Source organism: Variovorax sp. Soil_C_19, assembly GCF_057657255.1.
In genome coordinates this window covers 363,635-382,389 of record NZ_JBDGIV010000001.1, presented here as the reverse complement: position 1 = coordinate 382,389, position 18,755 = coordinate 363,635, and the positions used below count along the sequence as shown (strand labels likewise).

At 69.8% G+C, this 18,755-nt stretch carries 18 protein-coding genes and 1 riboswitch; of the genes, 11 read left to right on the top strand and 7 right to left on the bottom strand.

Annotated elements, in window-relative coordinates; genetic code table 11:
• The first annotated feature begins 9 nt into the window (after nucleotides 1-9).
• The 5 genes from AC3A6R_RS01880 (at nucleotide 10) to AC3A6R_RS01860 (ending at nucleotide 4,846) form a co-directional block, all read left to right on the top strand.
• Entirely contained in the window at nucleotides 10-1,197 is a 1,188-nt protein-coding gene (locus AC3A6R_RS01880) for a dihydrodipicolinate synthase family protein (RefSeq protein WP_487863604.1), read from the top strand.
• Nucleotides 1,198-1,204: 7 nt separating this feature from the next.
• Entirely contained in the window at nucleotides 1,205-2,083 is an 879-nt protein-coding gene (locus AC3A6R_RS01875) for a sugar phosphate isomerase/epimerase family protein (protein WP_487863603.1), read from the top strand.
• A gap of 56 nt (nucleotides 2,084-2,139) precedes the next feature.
• Complete coding sequence (locus AC3A6R_RS01870; protein WP_487863602.1) at nucleotides 2,140-3,234, top strand: DNA glycosylase AlkZ-like family protein; 1,095 nt, start codon at nucleotides 2,140-2,142, stop codon at nucleotides 3,232-3,234.
• A gap of 105 nt (nucleotides 3,235-3,339) precedes the next feature.
• A riboswitch (FMN riboswitch) is annotated at nucleotides 3,340-3,510 on the top strand.
• Between the two features lie 104 nt (nucleotides 3,511-3,614).
• Entirely contained in the window at nucleotides 3,615-4,127 is a 513-nt protein-coding gene (locus tag AC3A6R_RS01865; protein ID WP_487863601.1) for a 6,7-dimethyl-8-ribityllumazine synthase, read from the top strand.
• Between the two features lie 32 nt (nucleotides 4,128-4,159).
• Nucleotides 4,160-4,846: a glutathione S-transferase family protein gene (locus tag AC3A6R_RS01860; protein WP_487863600.1), complete on the top strand. Its 687-nt coding sequence runs from the start codon at nucleotides 4,160-4,162 to the stop codon at nucleotides 4,844-4,846.
• Between the two features lie 12 nt (nucleotides 4,847-4,858).
• Here the strand turns inward: AC3A6R_RS01860 and AC3A6R_RS01855 are convergent, their stop codons facing one another.
• Entirely contained in the window at nucleotides 4,859-6,106 is a 1,248-nt protein-coding gene (locus AC3A6R_RS01855) for an MFS transporter (RefSeq protein WP_487860020.1), read from the bottom strand.
• A gap of 90 nt (nucleotides 6,107-6,196) precedes the next feature.
• Between AC3A6R_RS01855 and AC3A6R_RS01850 the strand changes: the two genes are divergently transcribed.
• The 6 genes from AC3A6R_RS01850 (at nucleotide 6,197) to AC3A6R_RS01825 (ending at nucleotide 12,025) form a co-directional block, all read left to right on the top strand.
• The gene (locus tag AC3A6R_RS01850) at nucleotides 6,197-7,051 is read left to right on the top strand and encodes an AraC family transcriptional regulator (RefSeq protein ID WP_487860019.1); all 855 of its coding nucleotides are present in this window, start codon (nucleotides 6,197-6,199) and stop codon (nucleotides 7,049-7,051) included.
• A gap of 79 nt (nucleotides 7,052-7,130) precedes the next feature.
• Nucleotides 7,131-7,847, top strand: coding sequence for a phosphatase PAP2 family protein (locus AC3A6R_RS01845; RefSeq protein ID WP_487863599.1), 717 nt, complete (start codon nucleotides 7,131-7,133; stop codon nucleotides 7,845-7,847).
• 92 nt (nucleotides 7,848-7,939) lie between these two features.
• A complete protein-coding gene (locus AC3A6R_RS01840; RefSeq protein WP_487860017.1) occupies nucleotides 7,940-8,182 on the top strand; it encodes an acyl carrier protein in 243 nt (80 codons plus the stop codon).
• Nucleotides 8,179-9,390: a beta-ketoacyl-[acyl-carrier-protein] synthase family protein gene (locus tag AC3A6R_RS01835; RefSeq protein WP_487863598.1), complete on the top strand. Its 1,212-nt coding sequence runs from the start codon at nucleotides 8,179-8,181 to the stop codon at nucleotides 9,388-9,390. The genes AC3A6R_RS01840 and AC3A6R_RS01835 overlap by 4 nt, the downstream gene beginning before the upstream one ends.
• A 42-nt stretch (nucleotides 9,391-9,432) precedes the next feature.
• Nucleotides 9,433-11,160: a SulP family inorganic anion transporter gene (locus tag AC3A6R_RS01830; protein ID WP_487860015.1), complete on the top strand. Its 1,728-nt coding sequence runs from the start codon at nucleotides 9,433-9,435 to the stop codon at nucleotides 11,158-11,160.
• On the top strand, nucleotides 11,141-12,025 hold the full coding sequence (locus AC3A6R_RS01825) for a LysR substrate-binding domain-containing protein (RefSeq protein WP_487860014.1): 885 nt from the start codon (nucleotides 11,141-11,143) through the stop codon (nucleotides 12,023-12,025). Before AC3A6R_RS01830 ends, AC3A6R_RS01825 begins: the two co-directional genes overlap by 20 nt.
• 19 nt (nucleotides 12,026-12,044) lie before the next feature.
• Here AC3A6R_RS01825 and AC3A6R_RS01820 read toward each other — a convergent pair whose 3' ends face one another.
• From AC3A6R_RS01820 to AC3A6R_RS01795, 6 genes are read right to left on the bottom strand one after another with little or no spacing between them, the layout of a single operon-like run.
• On the bottom strand, nucleotides 12,045-12,791 hold the full coding sequence (locus tag AC3A6R_RS01820; RefSeq protein WP_487863597.1) for an enoyl-CoA hydratase/isomerase family protein: 747 nt from the start codon (nucleotides 12,789-12,791) through the stop codon (nucleotides 12,045-12,047).
• Nucleotides 12,792-12,796: 5 nt separating this feature from the next.
• Nucleotides 12,797-13,603, bottom strand: a complete 807-nt coding sequence (locus AC3A6R_RS01815) for an enoyl-CoA hydratase (protein WP_487863596.1) — start codon at nucleotides 13,601-13,603, stop codon at nucleotides 12,797-12,799.
• Nucleotides 13,600-14,805 carry a CaiB/BaiF CoA transferase family protein gene (locus AC3A6R_RS01810; protein ID WP_487860058.1) on the bottom strand — a complete coding sequence of 402 codons (1,206 nt, stop codon included), beginning with the start codon at nucleotides 14,803-14,805 and terminating at the stop codon, nucleotides 13,600-13,602. The genes AC3A6R_RS01815 and AC3A6R_RS01810 overlap by 4 nt, the downstream gene beginning before the upstream one ends.
• Before the next feature lie 32 nt (nucleotides 14,806-14,837).
• Entirely contained in the window at nucleotides 14,838-15,899 is a 1,062-nt protein-coding gene (locus AC3A6R_RS01805) for an ABC transporter ATP-binding protein (protein WP_487863595.1), read from the bottom strand.
• 44 nt (nucleotides 15,900-15,943) lie between these two features.
• The gene (locus AC3A6R_RS01800; RefSeq protein WP_487860010.1) at nucleotides 15,944-17,680 is read right to left on the bottom strand and encodes an ABC transporter permease; all 1,737 of its coding nucleotides are present in this window, start codon (nucleotides 17,678-17,680) and stop codon (nucleotides 15,944-15,946) included.
• Complete coding sequence (locus AC3A6R_RS01795; RefSeq protein ID WP_487860009.1) at nucleotides 17,664-18,731, bottom strand: ABC transporter substrate-binding protein; 1,068 nt, start codon at nucleotides 18,729-18,731, stop codon at nucleotides 17,664-17,666. The genes AC3A6R_RS01800 and AC3A6R_RS01795 overlap by 17 nt, the downstream gene beginning before the upstream one ends.
• Nucleotides 18,732-18,755: the final 24 nt, after the last annotated feature.

Here is an 18,755-nt window from a genome sequence, read left to right as displayed (position 1 = left end):
CCCGTCGCCATGGCACTGTCGCTGACCCTTCCCACCGCGAGCGGCGCGCTCGCGCCCTACGCCCTGCGCGGCACCGCACCGGTCAAGCCCGACGCGGGCGTCAAGTTCAACCGCATCGCCTACTCGGCCGCCCACGTCGTGGCCGACCCGCTCGCGGCCATCGATCCGTGGCTGCAGTCCGCGGTCGACTGGGACACCACGATCGCCTACCGCCGCCACCTGTTCTCGCTCGGCCTGGGCGTGGCCGAGGCCATGGACACGGCGCAGCGCGGCATGGGCCTCGACTGGCCGACCTCGCTCGAGCTGATCCGCCGCTCGCTCGACGCGGCCAAGGATGTGCCGGGCGCGCTGGTGGCCTCGGGCTGCGGCACCGACCACCTGAACATCGACGACGTGAAGAGCGTCGACGACGTGATCCGCGGCTACGAGGAGCAGATGGCCGCGATCGAAGCGCTCGGCGGCAAACTGATCGTCATGGCGAGCCGCGCGCTCGCACGTGTTGCCAAGAGCCCGGCCGACTACGAACGCGTGTACGACCGCATCCTCAGCCAGGCGAAGCAGCCCGTGGTGCTGCACTGGCTCGGCGACATGTTCGACCCGGCGCTCGCAGGCTACTGGGGCACGAAGGATGTCGATGCGGCGATGGACACGGCCGTGGGCATCATCGCGGCGCATCCGCACAAGGTCGACGGCATCAAGATCTCGCTGCTCGACAAGGACAAGGAAATCGCGATGCGCCGGCGCCTGCCGTCCGGCGTGCGCATGTACACCGGCGACGACTTCAACTACGCCGAGCTGATTGCCGGCGACGGCTTCGGCAGCGAACCCATGCATGGCCAAAGCGACGCGCTGCTCGGCATCTTCGACGCCATCGCGCCGGCGGCCAGTGCCGCGCTCGGTGCGCTCGCGCAAGGCAACACCGAGAAGTTCCACGCGATCCTCGGGCCCACCGTGCCGCTGTCGCGCCACATCTTCGCGGCGCCCACGCGCTTCTACAAGACCGGCGTGGTGTTCATGGCCTGGCTCAACGGCCACCAGAAGCACTTCACGATGGTGGGCGGCCAGCAGAGCACGCGCTCGCTGCAACACTTTGCCGAGCTGTTCCGTCTTGCGGACGCGGCCAACCTGCTCGAACAGCCCGAACTCGCGGTGAAGCGCATGCAAACGCTGCTGGCGCTGCACGGCGTGGAAAGTTGAGCGGCCGATGCGCGATTTCTCGCAAAACCACGACTGGCTGTCGATCAACACCGCCACCGTGCGCAAGCAGTCGGGCGCCGAGGTGCCGCTGGACCGCATCATCGACCAGTGCGCCGAGCGCGGCATCCGCGCGATCAGCCCCTGGCGCGACCAGGTGGCGGCGGTCGGGCTCGACAAGGTGGCCAGGCAGCTGAAGGCGCACGGCATCGGCCTGTCGGGCTACTGCCGCGGCGGCTTCTTCCCGGCACCCGATGCGGCCGGCCTGAAGGCCGCGCTCGACGACAACCGCCGTGCCATCGACGAAGCCAAGACGCTCGACGCCCCTTGCGTCGTGCTGGTGGTGGGCGCCCTGCCCGGCGCGCTCGAAGGCAAGGCGGCCTACACCGATATCGCGCGCGCCCGCAGCGAGGTGCGCGACGGCATTGCCGCGTCGCTGGCCTACGCGCGCGAGGTCGGCATGCCGCTGGCGATCGAGCCCCTGCACCCGATGCAGGCCGCCGACCGCGCCTGCATCAACACGCTCGAACATGCGCTCGACATCTGCGACGAACTCGACGCGGACAAGAGCGGCATGCTGGGCGTGGCGCTCGACATCTACCACGTGTGGTGGGACCCGAAGCTCGAGCAGCAGATCGCCCGCGCCGGCCGCGAGCGCCTGCTGGCCTACCACGTGTGCGACTGGCGCACGCCGACGCGCGACCTGCTGTCCGACCGCGGGATGATGGGCGACGGCGTGGTCGAGCTCAAGAAGATCCGCGGCTGGGTCGAGGCCGCAGGCTTCGCGGGCTTCAGCGAAGTCGAGATCTTCTCCAACCTCGATTGGTGGCAGCGCCCAGGCGCCGAGACGCTCGACACCTGCATCGAGCGGCACCGTTCGGCGGTGTAGACCCAAGGATCGGGCAGCCGAAGCAACGCGGCGCCGCCTGTGCTGCAATTCGGCGCATGGCTGACCCGACCCTCGACGACTTGCGCCGCTACGCGGTGGCGCGCACCCTCTTCCGGCCGACCACGCTGCCGGCCGCGATCCGCCAGCTCGGCTTCGTGCAGGCCGATCCGATCCGCGCACCCGCACGCGCACAAGATCTCACGCTGCGCCACCGCGTGAAGGACTACCGCGCGGGCGACCTCGAAAGCCGCTACACCCGCCTGGCAGTCGAGGAAGACTGCCTCGTCAACTACGGCTTCCTGCCGCGCGAGCACCTGGCGCTGATGCATCCGCGCGAAGCCCGCACGCAATGGGACGAAGACACCCGCCGCAAGGCTGCCGACGTGCTCGCCTTCGTGCGCGAGCGCGGGGCCGTGCATCCGCGCGAAGTCGAACAGCACTTTGCGCACGGCAGCGTGAAGAACTACTGGGGGGGCTCGAGCAATGCGACGACGCGGCTGCTCGACGGCCTGCACTACCGCGGCCAGTTGCGCGTGGTGCGGCGCGACAGCGGCACGCGCGTGTACGCGGCCGTGGCCCATCCACCCGCCGATGAAAGCCCCGCGGGCCGCGCCCGGCGCGCCGCCGCGCTGATCGAACTGGTGGTGCGCAAGTACGCACCGCTGCCCGCGGCGAGCCTGACCTACCTCGTGCGGCTGCTCGGCTACGGCGCGCCGCATCTTTCGGCGCAGACCCAGGCCGCGCTGCGCATCGCACGCGAGGATATGCTCGCCAGCTGCCGCATCGACGGCACCACCTGGTACTGGCCCGCCGACGAGAACCCGGCCTCGCGGCGGCACGCGCCCGACGACGCGGTGCGCCTGCTCGCCCCGTTCGACCCGGTGGTGTGGGACCGCCGCCGCTTCGAGCAGCTTTGGGGTTGGTCGTACAAGTTCGAGGCCTACATGCCCGCGCCGAAGCGGCAGTTCGGCTACTACGCGCTGCCGATGCTGTGGGGCGATCGCGTGATCGGCTGGGCCAATGTCGCGGCCGGCGCGGGCGGGTTGCAGCCCGCCTTCGGCTACGCAGGCAAGGCGCCGCGCGATGCGGAGTTTCGTAGCGGCCTGGAAGAGGAACTCGCGCGCATGGCGCAATTCCTGGTACGACGCTGAGTGCCGCGGCGGCTCTCCCCGGCCGGCAAGGGGCTTTGGCTCGTGGGTGACAGCATGGCGCCGCCGTCCTGCCTAGAATGGCCCCGCTCCCGGTGCAAGCCGGGGCAGCGTTCTCAGGGCGGGGCGAAATTCCCCACCGGCGGTCATGGCGGTTCTCTTCGCGAGAAGGACCGCACGAGCCCGCGAGCGCCCGCAGTCCGGCAAGGGCTGCGGGGTCAGCAGATTTCGGTGCGATTCCGAAGCCGACGGTCACAGTCCGGATGAAAGAGAGCGCGAAATGCGGGCCGGCCCCGCGTGCTTCGCCATGGCGAAACGCGCGTTCGGCTGCCCTGCGGTTTCGTGCGCCCTGATTCAGGAAACCTGCTTTCAAGAGGCACACCATGAGTCAGATCAACGACCTTCCCCTTTCGGCCATCGACGCGTCGGGCCAACCGCGCGGCCAGCGCATCGCCTTCGTGCAGGCGCAGTGGCATGCCGACATCGTCCACCAGGCGCGCGACGCCTTCCTCGAAGAAATGGAGCGGCTCGGCGTGGCCCGCGACACGATCGACGTGTTCGACGTGCCCGGCGCGTTCGAGATCCCGCTGCACGCGCGACGGCTCGCGCGCTCCGGCAAGTACGCCGGCATCGTCGCCTGCGCGCTGGTGGTCGACGGCGGCATCTACCGCCACGAGTTCGTCGCGAGCACCGTCGTCAGCACATTGATGTCGCTGCAGCTCGAGACCGACGTGCCGATCTTCTCGGCCGTGCTCACGCCGCACCACTTCCACGAGCATGTGGAACACCGCAAATATTTCCACCGCCACTTCGCAGTCAAGGGCACCGAGGTGGCCGAGGCCTGCGTGAAGACGCTCGAGGGCCTGAAGAAGGTCGACGCGCTGCTGGCCGCGTGACAACCGGTCACCGGCTGGCGTAATCTGGGCGGATGACTTCCGCCTCCACGCCTTCGAACGACCGCTACACCCTCTACGGCGCGCCCGGCTCGGGCGCCACGCCGGTGCATGCCGCACTCACGCTGATCGGCGCGCAGGTCGACGTCGTCGACGTCGCGCCCTGGGAGGGTGACGCCGAGCGCGAGCGCATCGCGCCGGTCAATCCGATGCGGCAGGTGCCGGCGCTGGTGCTGCCCTCGGGCGAGCTCATGACCGAGAGCGCGGCGATCCTGCTCTGGCTCGGCGACCGCCATCCCGAGGCGGGCCTCTGCCCCGCGCCCGGCGACCCGCTGCGTGCGCGCTACCTGCGCTGGATGGTCTATGTGCCGGCCGCGATCTATTCGATGTTCTGGGTGCGCGACGCGCCTTCGCGGCTCGCGCCCGATCCGGCGGCGCAGCCCGCGCTGCTCGAGCGCACCGCCGAGCGCGTGGCCGAATGCTGGCGCCTGATGGACGCGCAGATCGGCACGCCCGCGCCCTACCTGCTCGGCGAGCGCCTGAGCATGCTCGACCTGTACGTGGCCGTGGTGTCGCGCTGGACACCGCATCGCGAGCGCTTCTACCGCGAGGCGCCGCGCATGGCCGAGCCCGTGAAGCGCGTCGATGCCGATCCGCGCCTGGCCGCGTTCTGGGCCGCGCGCTTTCCGTTCGTGCCGGGCTGGGAGCGCGGCGCGGGCTGAAGGGCGTCTCTTTCAGGCGGCCACGAGCGTGGTGCGGCGCGCGCGCGTCACGTTGAACGCGCTCGCGATCAGCATGCCCTGCACCAGCGCGAGGCCCACGATCACGCTCGTGTACTGGCCGTGGTCCATGAGCCGGCCGAACACCAGCGGCGCCAGCGCCTGGCCGATGTCGAGCCCCGCATACACCACGCCGTAGACGCGCCCGGTGGCATTGGGCGGCGTCGAGCGCTTGACCAGCAGGTCGCGCGAGGGCCCCGCCACGCCCGTGACCAGGCCCATCGCGCCGAACAGCACCGGCACCAGCACCGGCGGAAACTCCGCGAAGGCCAGCACCAGCGCCAGCGCGGCGGCCACGCCGAAGCCGGTGCCCACGATGCGCTCACAGCGGCTCGGATCGGACGCCAGGAAGCCGCCCACCACCATGCCGGCCGCACTCGCCACCATGTACACCGTTAGGCAGACCGCCACCAGCGCCACCGGCACCGCATGCAGGTGGCCGGCCGCCACCGGCGCGAAGGTCTGCACCACGCTGATCACCACGGCATAGAAGAAGAAGAAACCGAAGCACATCCACACGGCCGGAATGCGCAGAAAGTCGAACGCACCGCCGATCGGCGCCGGCCCGTCCTGCCCCGTGGCCTTGTGCACCGCCGCCACGTCGACCGCGAGCACGCTGCGGTAGAACCAGAGCACGAGCAGCACCACCACCGCCAGCACGCCCGCCGACGCCAGCGCCACGCGCCACGAGAAGGCGATCGCGATCGGCACCACGAAAGCCGGCGCCAGCGCCCAGCCCAGACTGCCGGTAATGCCATGCACGCTGTAGGCGTGGCCGAGCCGGGTCGGCGCCACCTTGCGGTTGAACAGGGTGTAGTCGACCGGGTGGAACACCCCGTTGCCGATGCCGCCGACGACCGCGGCCAGCAGCAGCATCCAGTAGCTTTGCGCGAGCGCATAACCGAAGGCCGCCAGCGCCAGCGCACCGAGCCCCACGAACAGCACCGGCCGCGGCCCGAGCTTGTCGACCACGAAGCCCGAAGCGGCCTGCACCACGCACGAGACGACGAAGAACACCGTCAGCACCGCACCGAGTTCGGTGTAGCTCACGTCGAACGCGTCCTTCAGCCAGGGGAACAGCGGCGCGAGGATGAGTTGGCTGAAATGGCTGATCGCATGGGCCAGGCCGACGAGGCCGATCAGTTGGGCATCGCCGCGCAGGTTGGTTGCGGGCGCGGCGTTCGTAGAAGTCGGGGAGGACATGGATTGCTTACAAAAAACCAGGGCAGGCACCGATGCTATGCGGGCGCGCCGCGGCAGAATGGCGATACAGCGACAACATTTGTCGAAACCATGCCACGCGCACTTTCTTCACCGCCTTCGTCTCCGTCACCCGTCACCAGCGTGGCGTCGCTCACGCCGCACCTCTATGCGCCCGACGCGGTGCGGCCGCTTCGCGCCAAGGAACACTTCCTGAGCGCCGACACCTTCGTCGAGCTGCACCAGCACCCGTGGCCGCAGCTCACCTTCTCGACGCGCGGCGTGATCCGCCTCAACACGCAGGACGGCAGCTACATCGTGCCGCCGTCGCGGGCGGTCTGGGTGCCGGCCGACATGCCGCACAGCATCATGCTGATCGAAGACGCCGAGCTGCGCACCGTGTACCTGCATGCCTGGCTCGGCCCCCCGTGGGAAAAATGCGAAGTGCTCGACATCAGCCCGCTGCTGCGTGCGCTGATGCTCGCGCTCGACACCACGCCCGACGGCCTGCCGCTGGCCGATGCGCATGCGCCGCAGCGCGAACGCATGATCGCGCCGCTCCTGATCGACGAGCTCGAGCGCGCCCCGCAGATCCGCATCGACGTGCCGCTGCCCGCCGACAAGCGGCTGCGCCAGCTGTGCGAAGTGCTGCTGCGCAACCCCGCCGACCGCGCGACGCTGGCCGAACGCGCCGCCGCCATCGGCGCCAGCGAGCGCACCGTGGCGCGACTGTTTCGCGACCAGCTCGGCATGAGCTGGCAGCAGTGGCGGCAGCAGGCCGTGATGGCGCACGCGCTGCCGCTGCTGGCGCGCGGCATGGCCGTGAGCCAGGTGGCGGCGGCCAGCGGCTATGCCACCGACAGCGCGTTCTGCGCAATGTTCAAGGCCGCCACGGGGCGCTCGCCCACCTCGTTCCAGCACAAGAAGCGTTCCGCGGCGCTCGCCTGAGGGCGCAGGCGGCGCCGTCATGGCGCTCTGGCAAGATCGGCGGGTTTCAAGACGAAACCACGGACCACAAACCAGCCCCATGGCGCCCCCTTCCCGACCGCATCGCCCCCCCACCTGGACCGCCGACATCGGTGCGCGCATGCGCCGCCTCTTCTGGCTCAAGGCGATCGGCACCACGGCCTTCACCTGGCTGTTCTTCATCGGCTACTTCCACCTGCTGCGCAACCCGGCGTACCCCGTCACGGTGATGCCGCTCACCGCGCTCGACCATCTGATCCCGTTCCAGCCCTACGCGCTCGGCGCGTACCTGTCGCTCTGGTTCTACGTCGGGTTCGCGCCCGGGCTGTTGCCGAACTTCCGCGAACTGCTGGTGTACGGGCTCTGGATCGGCGCGCTGTGCCTCACGGGCCTGGGGCTGTTCTACCTGTGGCCGACGCAGATCCCGCCGCTCACGATCGACGTGTCGGGCTACCCGGGTTTCGCGATGCTGCAGGGCGTGGACGCCGCGGGCAATGCCTGCCCCTCGATGCACGTGGCGGTGGCCATCTTCACGGCCATCCGCCTCGACCATGTGCTGCGCGAGACCCGCACGCCGGTAGCCTTTCGCGTGGCCAACTGGGTCTGGTTCGCGGCCATTGCGTATTCGACCCTGGCGGTCAAACAGCACGTGGTGCTCGATGCGCTGGCCGGCGCGCTGCTCGGCATCGCCTTCGCCTACCCGTCGCTGCGCTGGCGGCCGGGGCGCGCCGAGCGGAGCACTGTGCCGGTCGGAGCGGATATCATTGGCAATCACTGACCACATGCCGAGCGAGGAAGGGGTCGATCCCATGGCGCACCTTGCGGCGGCCCGATCGATCAGCGACGGCAAATGACAACAGGCATCGCACGATGAGTTCGCTGAAGGAATTGCAGGACCTGATCCACGAGAAGTACGGTATCGAACCGTCGAAACTCGACCCCGACGCATCGATGCGCGAAACGGGCGGGCTCGACTCGCTGGCCCTCGCCGAGTTCCTTTTCGCCATCGAAGACCATTTCGGCATCACCATGCCCGACGACGACGCGAACATCGACACGCTGGGCGAGCTCGCGCTGCTGGTCGACAAGGTCAGGGCCGCCAAGGTCGCGTGAACCACGAGGTCAGCGTCACCGGGCTCGGCGTCATGGCGCCGCACGGCAGCGCGCCCGACGCACTGTTCCAGGCGCTGCTCGACGGCCGCTCGGCCATCCAGCCCGTCTTTCCCGACCTGCCAAAGCCCGCGGCCGCGGCCACCGTGGCTTTCGACGAAACCCGCTGGTTCACCAAGCTGCAGCTCGCGGGCGTCGACCGCGTGAGCCAGCTCGCAGTGGCCGCCGCCGACCTTGCCCTGCACGACGCAGGCTTCCTCGACCGCGCCGACACCGATCCCGAGCGCATCGGCGTCTATGCCGGCTGCGGCATGGGCGGTGCAGCGGCGCTCGAGGCCGCCTACCGCGGCGGCATGCGCGTACCGCCGCTCACCATTCCGGCCTTCATGCCCAACGCGCCCGCGGCGCACGTCGCGATGCGCAACGGGGTGCAGGGCCCGGTGCTGACCTACTCGGTCGCCTGCGCTTCGTCGTCGGTCGCCATCGCGGAAGCCGCCAAGGCGGTGCAGCGCGGCGAGGTCGACCTCGCGATCGCGGGCGGCAGCGAGGCGCTGATCGTGCCCGGCGTGGTGCTGGCCTGGCAGGCGATGCAGACCCTGGCCACCTTCGCGCCGGGCGAAGCGGCCAGTTCGGTGCGGCCCTTTGCGAGCGACCGCAGCGGATTCGCACTGGGCGAAGGCGCAGCCTTCCTGGTGCTCGAATCCGCCGAACGCGCACGCCGCCGCGGTGCCCGCAGCCATGCCACGCTGGCCGGCTGGGGCCTCAGCAGCGATGCCACCCACCTCACCAGGCCCGACGCGCCGGGCCAGGCCCGCGCATTGCGAGCCGCGCTGCGCCAAGCCGGGCTGCAGCCGCGCGACGTGGGCTATTGCAACGCACATGGCACGGCCACCCGCATCGGCGACGTGGTCGAACGCAACGCACTCGCGGAAGTCTGGGGCCCCGACCTCGACCGACTGCGCGTGAGCTCGACCAAGGCACTGCACGGCCACATGCTCGGCGCGGCGGGTGCGATCGAAGCGGTGATCACCATCCTCGCGCTGCACCGGCGCGAGCTGCCTCCCAACGCGCATTGCGACGCGCCCGATCCCGCCTGCAGCCTCGACCTGGTCAGGCCCGGCGATGCGGCCGCACCCGGCATCGAAGCCGCCATCAGCAACTCCTTTGCCTTCGGCGGAACCAATTCCGTGCTGCTGTTCCGCAGGCCCTAGGAACACAACAGGCGGGTGCTACGCGGTCGCCATCTCTCTTTCATGAATTCCGCAGCCTCCTCCTCTTCGCCCTCCCTGCGCCAGCGCCTGTCGCGCTGGGTTCCCTGCCTTGCATGGCCCCGCCCTTCTGCCGCGCTGCTGCGCAACGAGGCCATCGCCGGCATCACGGTGGCGCTGATGGTGCTGCCGCAAGGCGTGGCCTATGCGGCGCTCGCGGGAATGCCGCTGGTCACGGGCGTGTATGCCGCGCTGTTCCCGGCGCTCATCGCAGTGATCTTCAGCTCGTCGCAGCGGCTGTCGGTCGGGCCCACGGCACTCACTAGCCTGCTGGTCGGCGCTTCGCTGGCGCCGCTCGCGGTGCCCGGCAGCCCCGAATGGGTGGCGATGGCGGTGTGGCTCACGCTGATGTCGGGTGTGATCCAGATCGTGCTGGGCGTCGGGCGCTTCGGCTGGCTGCTGCGGCTGGTCAACTCGCCGGTGCTCATCGGCTTCACGCAGGGCGCGTCGGTGCTGATCGCCATCTCGCAACTGCCGGCGCTGCTCGGCTACACGGGGCGCGCCCTGCCGCAGGTGCTGCAGGGCGGGCCACCGCCCGACTTCGTGGCAATCGCCTTCGGGCTCGGCGGCATCGCGGTGCTGTGGCTCGGCAAGCGGCTGGTGCCGCGCTTTCCGACCACGATGGCGCTGGTCGCGGGTGCGGCGGCCATCAGCTGGACCATCGACTACGCGTTGCGCGGCGGTGCCGTGGTCGGCAGCCTGCCCTCGGGCCTGCCCGATTTCTACTGGCCGAGCCTGCTGCCCCTGGACACCTTCAGCGCGCTGGTGCTGCCGGCGCTGATGATCACGCTCGTTAGCTTTCTCGAGACCGCCTCGAGCGCCAAGGTCGACAACGCGCGCGCGGGCACGCTGTGGAACGAGAACCAGGACCTGATCGGCCAGGGGCTGGCCAAGCTGGCCTCGGGCTTCTCGGGCGCGTTCCCTACCAGCTCGTCGTTCTCGCGTTCGGCCATCACGCTCTATGCCGGCGCGCAGACCGGCTGGGCCACGCTGTTCAGCGTGGTGGTCGTGGCCGGTGCATTGCTCTGGTTGATGCCGCTGCTCTACCACGTGCCGCAGGCGGTGCTGGCGGCGGTGGTGGTCACGGCCATCCTCGGGCTGGTCAGGCCGGCGAGCTTCGTGGCGCTGTGGCGCGTGTCGCGCATCGAGGCCGGCATCTCGTTCGGCACCTTCGTGCTCACCATCGCCACGGCGCCGAGCATCTACTGGGGCGTGCTGGGCGGGCTGCTCGCGAGCCTGGCGCACTACATGTACCGCCACCTGCATCCGCGCATCATCGAGGTGGGGCTGCATCCCGACGGCAGCCTGCGCGACCGCCAGCTCTGGAAGCTGCCGCCGCTGGCGCCGCAGCTCTATGCGCTGCGCATGGACGCCGAGCTCGACTTCGCGACTGCCTCCACGCTCGAGCGCACCCTGACCGTCGCGCTGGCCGAGCGGCCCGAGCTGACCGACGTGTGCCTGTTCGCCCAGCCGATCAACCGCATCGACATCACGGGCGCCGAAGTGTTCGGCTCGATCCGCCGCATGCTCGAAGCCAAGGGCGTGCGCCTGCACCTGAGCGGCCTGAAGCTGCCGGCGCTGCAGGTGCTCGAGCGCGCCGGGCTGCTCGCGCCAGGGCCGATGCTCTTCAGCTACCGCACCGACAGCGAGGCGCTCGCGGCACTCACGAGCCGCAACACCGGCGAAGCGCCGCATGAAGACCACGCTCGATGAACTGGCCGCGTTCCGCGCGGTGGTCGACACCGGCTCGATCACGGCCGCGGCCGAGCAGCTTTCGCAAACGGTCTCGGGCGTCAGCCGCGCGCTGAGCCGGCTCGAACAGAAGCTCCAGACCACGCTGCTGCGGCGGACCACGCGCCGGCTCGAACTGACCGAGGAAGGCGCCGCCTTCCTGCAGCGCACCCGGGCCATCCTCGATGCGATCGACGAGGCCGAAGAGCTGCTCGCTGCGCGGCGCGAGCAGCCGGCCGGGCGGCTGCGCGTGAACGCAGCGTCGCCTTTCATGCTGCATGCGATCGTGCCGCTGGTGCCGGAATTCCGCCGGCGCTTTCCGCAGATCGCGCTCGAGCTCGACACCGACGATCTGCCGATCGACCTGCTCGAGCGCCGCACCGACATCGCGATCCGCATCGGGCCGCTGCGCGACTCCACGCTGCATGCCCGTCCGCTCGGCACCCACCGCCTGCGCGTGCTCGCGAGCCCGGCCTACCTCGCAGCGCACGGCAAGCCGCGCAAGGTGGCCGAGCTGGCCGGGCATGCGCTGCTCGGCTTCACGCAGCCCGAGTCGCTCAACCGCTGGCCGCTGCGCGGCCTGCATGGCGACGAATGGACGATCACGCCGTCGCTCTCGGCATCGAGCGGCGAGACGCTGCGCCAGCTCGCGCTTGCCGGCGTGGGCATCGTGTGCCTGTCCGACTTCATGACCGCGGCCGACCGCGCGCGCGGTGACCTGGTGCAGTTGCTGCCCAGGGACACGGTCGACGTGCGCCAGCCGGTCAACGCGGTGTACTACCGCAACACGCAGCTGTCGGCGCGGATCACATCGTTTCTCGACTTCCTGTCGGAGCGCATGGCCTGACCGGTCGCGTGCGCGTGCCCTACCGTCCGGTGAAGCGCGGCGCCCGCTTCTCGGCCCAGGCGCGCTGGCCTTCCTGCAGGTCTTCCGACCGGGCGGCCTGCGCCATGTCGTGCTGGAGCTCGGCCGCGTCGAGCCTGCCGCACGCGATGCGGTTCAGGTGCTTCTTCATGCCGACCAGCGGGATCGGCGCCATCGCCGAGAGCGTGTCGATCAGGCGCTGTCCCACCGCCGCGAGTTCGGCCGCGGGCACCAGGTGCGTCAGGAAGCCGATCGCCTTCATCTCCTCGGCGCCGATGCGCTCGGCCGTGAGGAACAGCCGCTTGGCGTTGTCCAGGCCGAGCCGCGTCACGTAGCGTTCCAGGCCGCGGCCATAGAAGTGCAGCCCGAGCCGCGCGGCCGGCATGAACATGTCCATGCCCACCACGCCGAGCCGGAAATCGCAGGCCAGCGAGAAGTCGGTGGCGCCGCCGTAGACGCTGCCCTGCAGCAGCGCCAGCGTCACGGGCCGGGCCTCCTCGAGCGCGTTCACCACCGCGTCGAAGGCCACGTCGCGCGAGGCACCGATGCGCCCGATGTCGTAGCCGCTGCAGAAGTACTTTCCTTCGGCCTGCAGCGCGAGCACCAGCACCTCGGGCTTCGCGTTCACCGCCGCGATGTGCGCGGCGATGGCCGCGAGGTCATCGGGTTCGAGCCGGTTGGCCTGCGCGGGGCGTCGAAGCGTGATGCGCGCCACGGCGCCGTCGATCGTCAGTTCGGGAATGCCCATCTTTGTCATCGTCCTTTGAAAACCGGGGTGCGCTTTTCCATGAAGGCGCGGCGGCCTTCGCGGTAGTCCTCGCTGTCGAAGCAGCGGTCGACCAATGCCTCGATCGCCTCGGCCTCGGGCGTGGCCGAGTAGCCTTCGAAGGCACGCACCGCCGCCTTGGCCGCATGCACCGTGAGCGGCGCGTTGCCGGCAATGCCGGCGGCATAGGCGCGCACCTGTTCGAGGAGCTGCGGCCCGTCGGCCGCGATCATGTTCACCAGGCCGATGCGATGCGCCTCGTCAGCCTCGAGAAAACGCGCGCTGAACAGGATGTCCTTCGCGGCCGAGGGCCCCACCAGCCGCGCGAGCGCCGCAATGCCCGCGTATTCGTAGCCCAGCCCCAGCTTGGCCGCGGGAATGCCGAAGCGCGAGCCCGCGGTGGCGATCCGGACGTCGGCGGTCAGCGCCAATGCCAGCCCGCCGCCGATGCAGAAGCCCTCGATCATCGCGACCAGCGGCTTGCTGAGCCGTGCCAGCCCGCCCTGCCCGCGCGCGGCGACCTTGCCGTAGGCGGCCTTCTGCTCGGCATTGGCGCGGAACTGCTCGAACTCCGAAATGTCGGCCCCGGCCGCGAACGACCGGCCGCCGGCACCGCGCATCACCACCACGCGCACCTGCGGGTCGGCCTCGAAGGCCTCGGCCGCATCGCCGAGCCCCTGCCACATCTCGAGCGACACCGCGTTGCGGCGCTCGGGGTTGTTGAAGGTGAGCCAGCCCACGCCGTCCTCGATCTCGGCGATGATCTTCGGCGTGGCCAATTGAAGGCGGTTCATGCCACTGCCCCTTCGGCGCGCAGCGCCTCGATGGCGCCCGTGTCGTAGCCCAGCTCTTCGAGCAGCGCGTCGCTTTGCGCGCCGGGGTCGGGCCCCGCCAGGTGGAACTGCGCCGGATGCGGGCAAGCCGAAAGGTTGATCGGCGAGCGCAGCAGCGCGATGTCGCCGAGCACCGGATGCCGTGCGGGCCGCGTCATGCCGAGGTGCCTGACCTGCGCGTCCTCGAAGGCCTGGCCGATGTCGTAGATCGGGCCGCACGGCACGCCCGCGGGGTTGAGCCGCGCCACCAATTCGGCGGTGTCGAAGCGCGAGGTGATGCCGTCGATGTCGGCATCGAGCTGTGCGCGGTGCGCGAGCCGCGAGGCAGCCTCCTGGTAGTCGGGGTGCGCGAGCAGCGCCTGGGCATCGAGCGCCTCGCAGAAGCCCGCCCACATTCGGGCCGTTGTGGCCGCGATGTTGACCATGCCGTCGCGCGCGCGGTAGGTGCCCATGGGTGCGAGCGTGGGATGCGAATTGCCCTGCTGCTGCGCCACCTCGCCGTCGACGGTATAGCGCGCGGCCTGGAAGTCGAGCTTGTTGAGCATGCTCTCGATCAGCGAGGTATGCACCCACTGGCCCTCGCCCGTGTGCTCGCGGTGCAGCAGCGCGAGCAGGATGCCCTGGCCGAGGAACATGCCCGCCGTGGTGTCGGAGATGGCGATGCCCACGCGCACCGGCCCACGGCCCGGCTCGCCGGTGACCGAGCTCAGCCCGCACATGCCCTGCACGATCTGGTCGACGCCGGGCCGGTCGCTGTAGGGCCCGTCCTGACCGAAGCCCGAGATGCTCGCGAGGATGATGCGCGGGTTGATGCGACGGAGCTGCTCGTAGCCCAGGCCGAGCCGCTCCTTCACGTCGGCGCGGAAGTTCTCGACCACCACGTCGCTGCGCGCGATGAGCCGCCGCAGCACCTCCGCGCCGCGCGGCGATTTCAGGTCGAGACAGAGGCTGCGCTTGTTGCGATGCAGGTTCTGCTCGTCGGACCCGCGCCGGCGGCCGGTGACGGAGCCGCGGTCCTGCGCGGGCGGCGGGTCGACGCGCGTCACGTCGGCGCCCCAGTCGGCCAGCAGCCGCACGGCCACGGGACCGGCACGGGCAATCGTGAGGTCCAGCACCTTGTAGCGCGAGAGCGGCAGTGGGGACGGAGTGGCTGTATCGGACATCATGTGCTTTCTTTGATGTGGCAGCTGCATGCTCAGCTCACCACGGCGACGCCGCGCGGGTCGAGCGACAGCGCCGACTCGTGCCCGATCTCGAGCACGCTCGACGGCGGCGCATGCACCTTGAGCGTGCCGCCGCCGCCCACCGGCTGCACCACGTAGTCCCAGTATTCGCCGAGGTAGGTGCGCGCCACCACCGACACCTGCCCCATCGGCAGCGAGCCGCTCACGGGTGTGCCGAGATAGAGCGACTGCGGACGGATCGACACGCGCGCGTCGGCGCGGTCGCGGGCGTCCTCGCCGTCGACCGGCACTTCGCCGTGCAGGCCGTCGAGCCGGATGCAGCCCGCGCTCAGCGTCGCGTTGACGAGGTTGGTGCGGCCGATGAATCCCGCCACGAACGGCGTGTGCGGCCGGTTGTAGAGGTTCCACGGCGTGTCGACCTGTTCGAGCCGGCCGAGGTTGAGCACCGCAATGCGGTCGGAGATGGTCATCGCCTCCGACTGGTCGTGCGTGACGTAGACCGTGGTGAAGCGGAACTCGTCGTGCAGCCGCCGGATTTCGCCGGCCATTTCTTCGCGCAGGTTGGCGTCGAGGTTCGACAGCGGCTCATCGAGCAGCAGCACCTCGGGCCGCACCACCATTGCGCGCGCCAGCGCCACGCGCTGCTGCTGGCCGCCCGAGAGCTCGGCCGGATAGCGCTCGGCCAGGTGCGACAGGTGCACCACCTCGAGCATCTCGCCCACGCGGCGCTTCGACTCCTCGGCCGGCGTGCGCCGCACGTCGAGGCCGAAGCTCACGTTCTCGGCGACCGTCATGTTCGGCCAGATCGCATAGCTCTGGAAGATCATCGACATGCCGCGGTGCTCGGGCGGCACGGTGCGCCCGGCACCCGAGATCTCGCGGCCGTCCATCTCGATGGCGCCTTCCGATAGTTCGATGAAGCCCGCGATCATGCGCAGCGTGGTCGTCTTGCCGCAGCCCGAGGGGCCGAGCAGCGTGACGAGCTCGCCCTGGCGCAGTTCGAGGCTCAGGTCGTTGACCACCGCGGTGGCGCCGTAGCGCTTGTGGATGTTCTGCAGTCGAAGCTTGGACATGGGTGGGTTCTTCGTTTCGTTCTTCGTTTCGTTCTTCGTTTCGTTCAGCCGCGGCGCAGCATGAAGTCGCGCCCCGCGATGCGCATCCCGGCAGCCACCACCAGCGTGGTGATCACCACCAGCACCACGCCCATTGCGGCCAGCACCTCGTAGTTGCCCTGCTCGCTGAGGTCGAGCGTCAGCACCGACACCACGCGCGAGGCCGGGCCCGTGAGGAACACCGCGGTCGAGAGCTCCTTGGTGCAGATCACGAACACCAGGATGAACACGCCCACGAGCGTGGTCTTGAGCAGCGGGAACACCACGCGCGACAGCACCGTGATGCGCCCGCCGCCGAGCACGCGCACCGCTTCCTCGAGCTCGGGGTTGAGCGAGCGCACCGCGGCGGCGCAGGCGGTCACCGCGATCGGCAGGAAGCGCGTGGTGAAGGCCACCACGATCAGCGTGCCGGTGCCATAGAGCGAGAACGGCGGCCCGGCGTAGGCGGCGTAGAGCCCGATCGCCAGGATCAGGCCCGGCACCGCGATCGGCGCCAGCGCCAGAAACTGCACCACGTTCGGCCACGGCGTGATGCGCCGCTGCACCGCATAGGCCACGCACAGGCCCATCAGCACGCAGACCAGCGCGGTCGCGCCCGAATACAGCACGGTGTTCACGATGGCTTCGCGCACCGTCAGTTGCTCGAAGAAGATGGCGCGGTAGTTGGCCAGCGTGAGGTTGCCGCTGGCGAGCCCGCGACCCCAGGCCTTCGACAGCGATGCGGTCACCAGGATGGCGAGCGGCATCACCACCGTGAGCAGCGACACGAAGGCGGCATAGCCCAGCAGCGGCCACTTCCACCAGCCGATGTCGAACGGCCGGCGCTCGCCGCCCTTGCCCGACACCGAGACGAAGCCCTTGCGCGAGAGCAGCCGGCGCTGCACCCAGAGCATCACCACCGTGAGCACCAGGATCGGCATCGAGAACGCCGCCGCCTGCTCCACGCGCATCGGGTACTCGAAGAAGGACACGATCTGCGTGGTCGCGAGGTTGATGCCCGCGGGAATCGCGATCAGCGCGGGCGTGCCGTAGAGCGCCACCGACTCCAGGAAGATCAGGATCGCCGCGCCCACGATCGACGGCAAGACGAGCGGCAGCGTGACGCGCGTGAGCGTGCGGAACTTGCCCGCGCCGTGGATCGATGCGGCGTCTTCGAGCTCGGTCGAGATCAGGTCGAGCGCCGACTTGGTGAAGACGTAGATCAGCGGAAAGGTGTAGAGCGCGATGACGAACGCCAGGCCCCAGAAGCTGTAGATGTTGAAGGGCCCCGCGTCGCCGCCGAACACCCCGAGCCAGAGCCGGTTGAGCCAGCCCGCGTTCGGCCCGCCCAGCAGGATCCACGCGATGGCGCCGAGGAAGTTCGGCATGACGAAGGCCGCGAGCACGCCCATGTGCGTGAGGTTGCGAAACGGCATGTTGGTGCGCGAGACCGCCAGCGCGAGCGGCACGCCGAGCGCGAGCGCCAGCACGGTGACCGCGCCGCCGAGGTACAGCGAATTCAGCAGCGCCTGCAGGTTCCGGCTGCGCCCGAGAGCGCTCGTGTAGTTGCGCAGCGTGGCGCCGCCGTCGGTGGCGCTGAAGCTGTCCCACACCAGCCGCAGGATCGGGTTGGCGACCAGCAGCACCAGCAGCACGACGAGGATGCCGAACAGCCACAGCGACGGATCGGCGAACCGCGACGGCACCGGTGCGCGCAGCACCTGCGCGGAGGACGGCACCACCGCCTCAGACACCGAAGGCATCGCGCCACAGGTCGATGACTTCGGGCACGCCGTCCACCGATTCCTGCGGATCGGGACGCAGCGCGGCCTTGCTGTCGTCGAGGCCCAGCACGCCCGGGCGCGGCTTGGCGCCTGCACGCTTGGGCACGCCGAAGCGCTCGATCGAGAGCTTGTCGACGTCTTCGCTGCCGAGCAGCCACTCCATGAACAGCTTCGACGCATTCGGATGCGGCGCGTTGGCCATGATCGCCGAGGGCGAGAGCATGAGCACCGGCCCCTCCTTCGGTGCGACGATGGCGAGCGGATTGCCCTTGTTGGCCATCATGGCCGCGAGGTTGATAGGACCGGCCCCGATCGACCGTTCGCCCGAGGTCACGGTGGTGACCGTGTCGATGATCGAGCGGCCCACCTGCGGCTTGTTGGCTGCGAGCTTCTTGAACCAGCCGTCGCCATAGAGCTTGCGCATCTCGATCGCCCAGACGCCCACGAAGCCGCTGAAGCCCGGATGCCCCACCGACACCAGGCCGCGCCACTTCGGGTCGATCAGGTCGTTCCAGCTCTTGGGCGCGTCCTCGGGCTTGACCTTCTGCGTGTTGTAGACCAGGCCGACCATCGCGACGCTCGCCACGTGGAAGTAGCCGTCGGGGTCGAGGTTCTGCAGCCGCTTGTCCATCGACGCAGAGGCCGCGGGCACGTACCTGGCGAGGAGCTTGCGCTTCTTGAGGTCGAGGTAGTGCGCGACGTCGGTCGAGGAGAAGACGTCGCAGTTGGCCGTCTTCGCCTTCAGGTCCTGGTTGAGCCGCTGGAACGCGACCTGCGCGGTGGTGCGCACCACGTTGACCTTCACGCCCGGATAGCGCGCGGTGAAGGTGCGCGACATGAGCTCGGCATCTTCCGAGGGCAGGTAGACGATGTACCAGGTGAGTTCGCCCTCCTTCTTCGCGGCTTCGTGCAGCGCGTCGAGCGACGAGGAAGAAGAGGCCTGGGCGTGCGCGGCAAGCCACGGCGAGAGCGCGGCTGCCGATGCGGCCGCGCCGGCCAGGGCGTGGAAATGGCGTCTGTTCAGTGGCATGGGGGTCTCCGTGGCCGGGGTCGT

What these genes read in the sequence shown, in the direction of transcription:
- AC3A6R_RS01820 (WP_487863597.1), bottom strand. Translation starts at nt 12,791, where the DNA reads ATGGGCATTCCCGAACTGACGATCGACGGCGCCGTGGCGCGCATCACG.
- AC3A6R_RS01805 (WP_487863595.1), bottom strand. Translation starts at nt 15,899, where the DNA reads ATGTCCAAGCTTCGACTGCAGAACATCCACAAGCGCTACGGCGCCACC.
- AC3A6R_RS01795 (WP_487860009.1), bottom strand. Translation starts at nt 18,731, where the DNA reads ATGCCACTGAACAGACGCCATTTCCACGCCCTGGCCGGCGCGGCCGCA.
- AC3A6R_RS01860 (WP_487863600.1), top strand. Translation starts at nt 4,160, where the DNA reads ATGACTTCCGCCTCCACGCCTTCGAACGACCGCTACACCCTCTACGGC.
- AC3A6R_RS01830 (WP_487860015.1), top strand. Translation starts at nt 9,433, where the DNA reads ATGAATTCCGCAGCCTCCTCCTCTTCGCCCTCCCTGCGCCAGCGCCTG.
- AC3A6R_RS01865 (WP_487863601.1), top strand. Translation starts at nt 3,615, where the DNA reads ATGAGTCAGATCAACGACCTTCCCCTTTCGGCCATCGACGCGTCGGGC.
- AC3A6R_RS01800 (WP_487860010.1), bottom strand. Translation starts at nt 17,680, where the DNA reads ATGCCTTCGGTGTCTGAGGCGGTGGTGCCGTCCTCCGCGCAGGTGCTG.
- AC3A6R_RS01870 (WP_487863602.1), top strand. Translation starts at nt 2,140, where the DNA reads ATGGCTGACCCGACCCTCGACGACTTGCGCCGCTACGCGGTGGCGCGC.
- AC3A6R_RS01850 (WP_487860019.1), top strand. Translation starts at nt 6,197, where the DNA reads ATGCCACGCGCACTTTCTTCACCGCCTTCGTCTCCGTCACCCGTCACC.
- AC3A6R_RS01845 (WP_487863599.1), top strand. Translation starts at nt 7,131, where the DNA reads ATGGCGCCCCCTTCCCGACCGCATCGCCCCCCCACCTGGACCGCCGAC.
- AC3A6R_RS01875 (WP_487863603.1), top strand. Translation starts at nt 1,205, where the DNA reads ATGCGCGATTTCTCGCAAAACCACGACTGGCTGTCGATCAACACCGCC.
- AC3A6R_RS01815 (WP_487863596.1), bottom strand. Translation starts at nt 13,603, where the DNA reads ATGAACCGCCTTCAATTGGCCACGCCGAAGATCATCGCCGAGATCGAG.
- AC3A6R_RS01840 (WP_487860017.1), top strand. Translation starts at nt 7,940, where the DNA reads ATGAGTTCGCTGAAGGAATTGCAGGACCTGATCCACGAGAAGTACGGT.
- AC3A6R_RS01855 (WP_487860020.1), bottom strand. Translation starts at nt 6,106, where the DNA reads ATGTCCTCCCCGACTTCTACGAACGCCGCGCCCGCAACCAACCTGCGC.
- AC3A6R_RS01880 (WP_487863604.1), top strand. Translation starts at nt 10, where the DNA reads ATGGCACTGTCGCTGACCCTTCCCACCGCGAGCGGCGCGCTCGCGCCC.
- AC3A6R_RS01810 (WP_487860058.1), bottom strand. Translation starts at nt 14,805, where the DNA reads ATGTCCGATACAGCCACTCCGTCCCCACTGCCGCTCTCGCGCTACAAG.
- AC3A6R_RS01825 (WP_487860014.1), top strand. Translation starts at nt 11,141, where the DNA reads ATGAAGACCACGCTCGATGAACTGGCCGCGTTCCGCGCGGTGGTCGAC.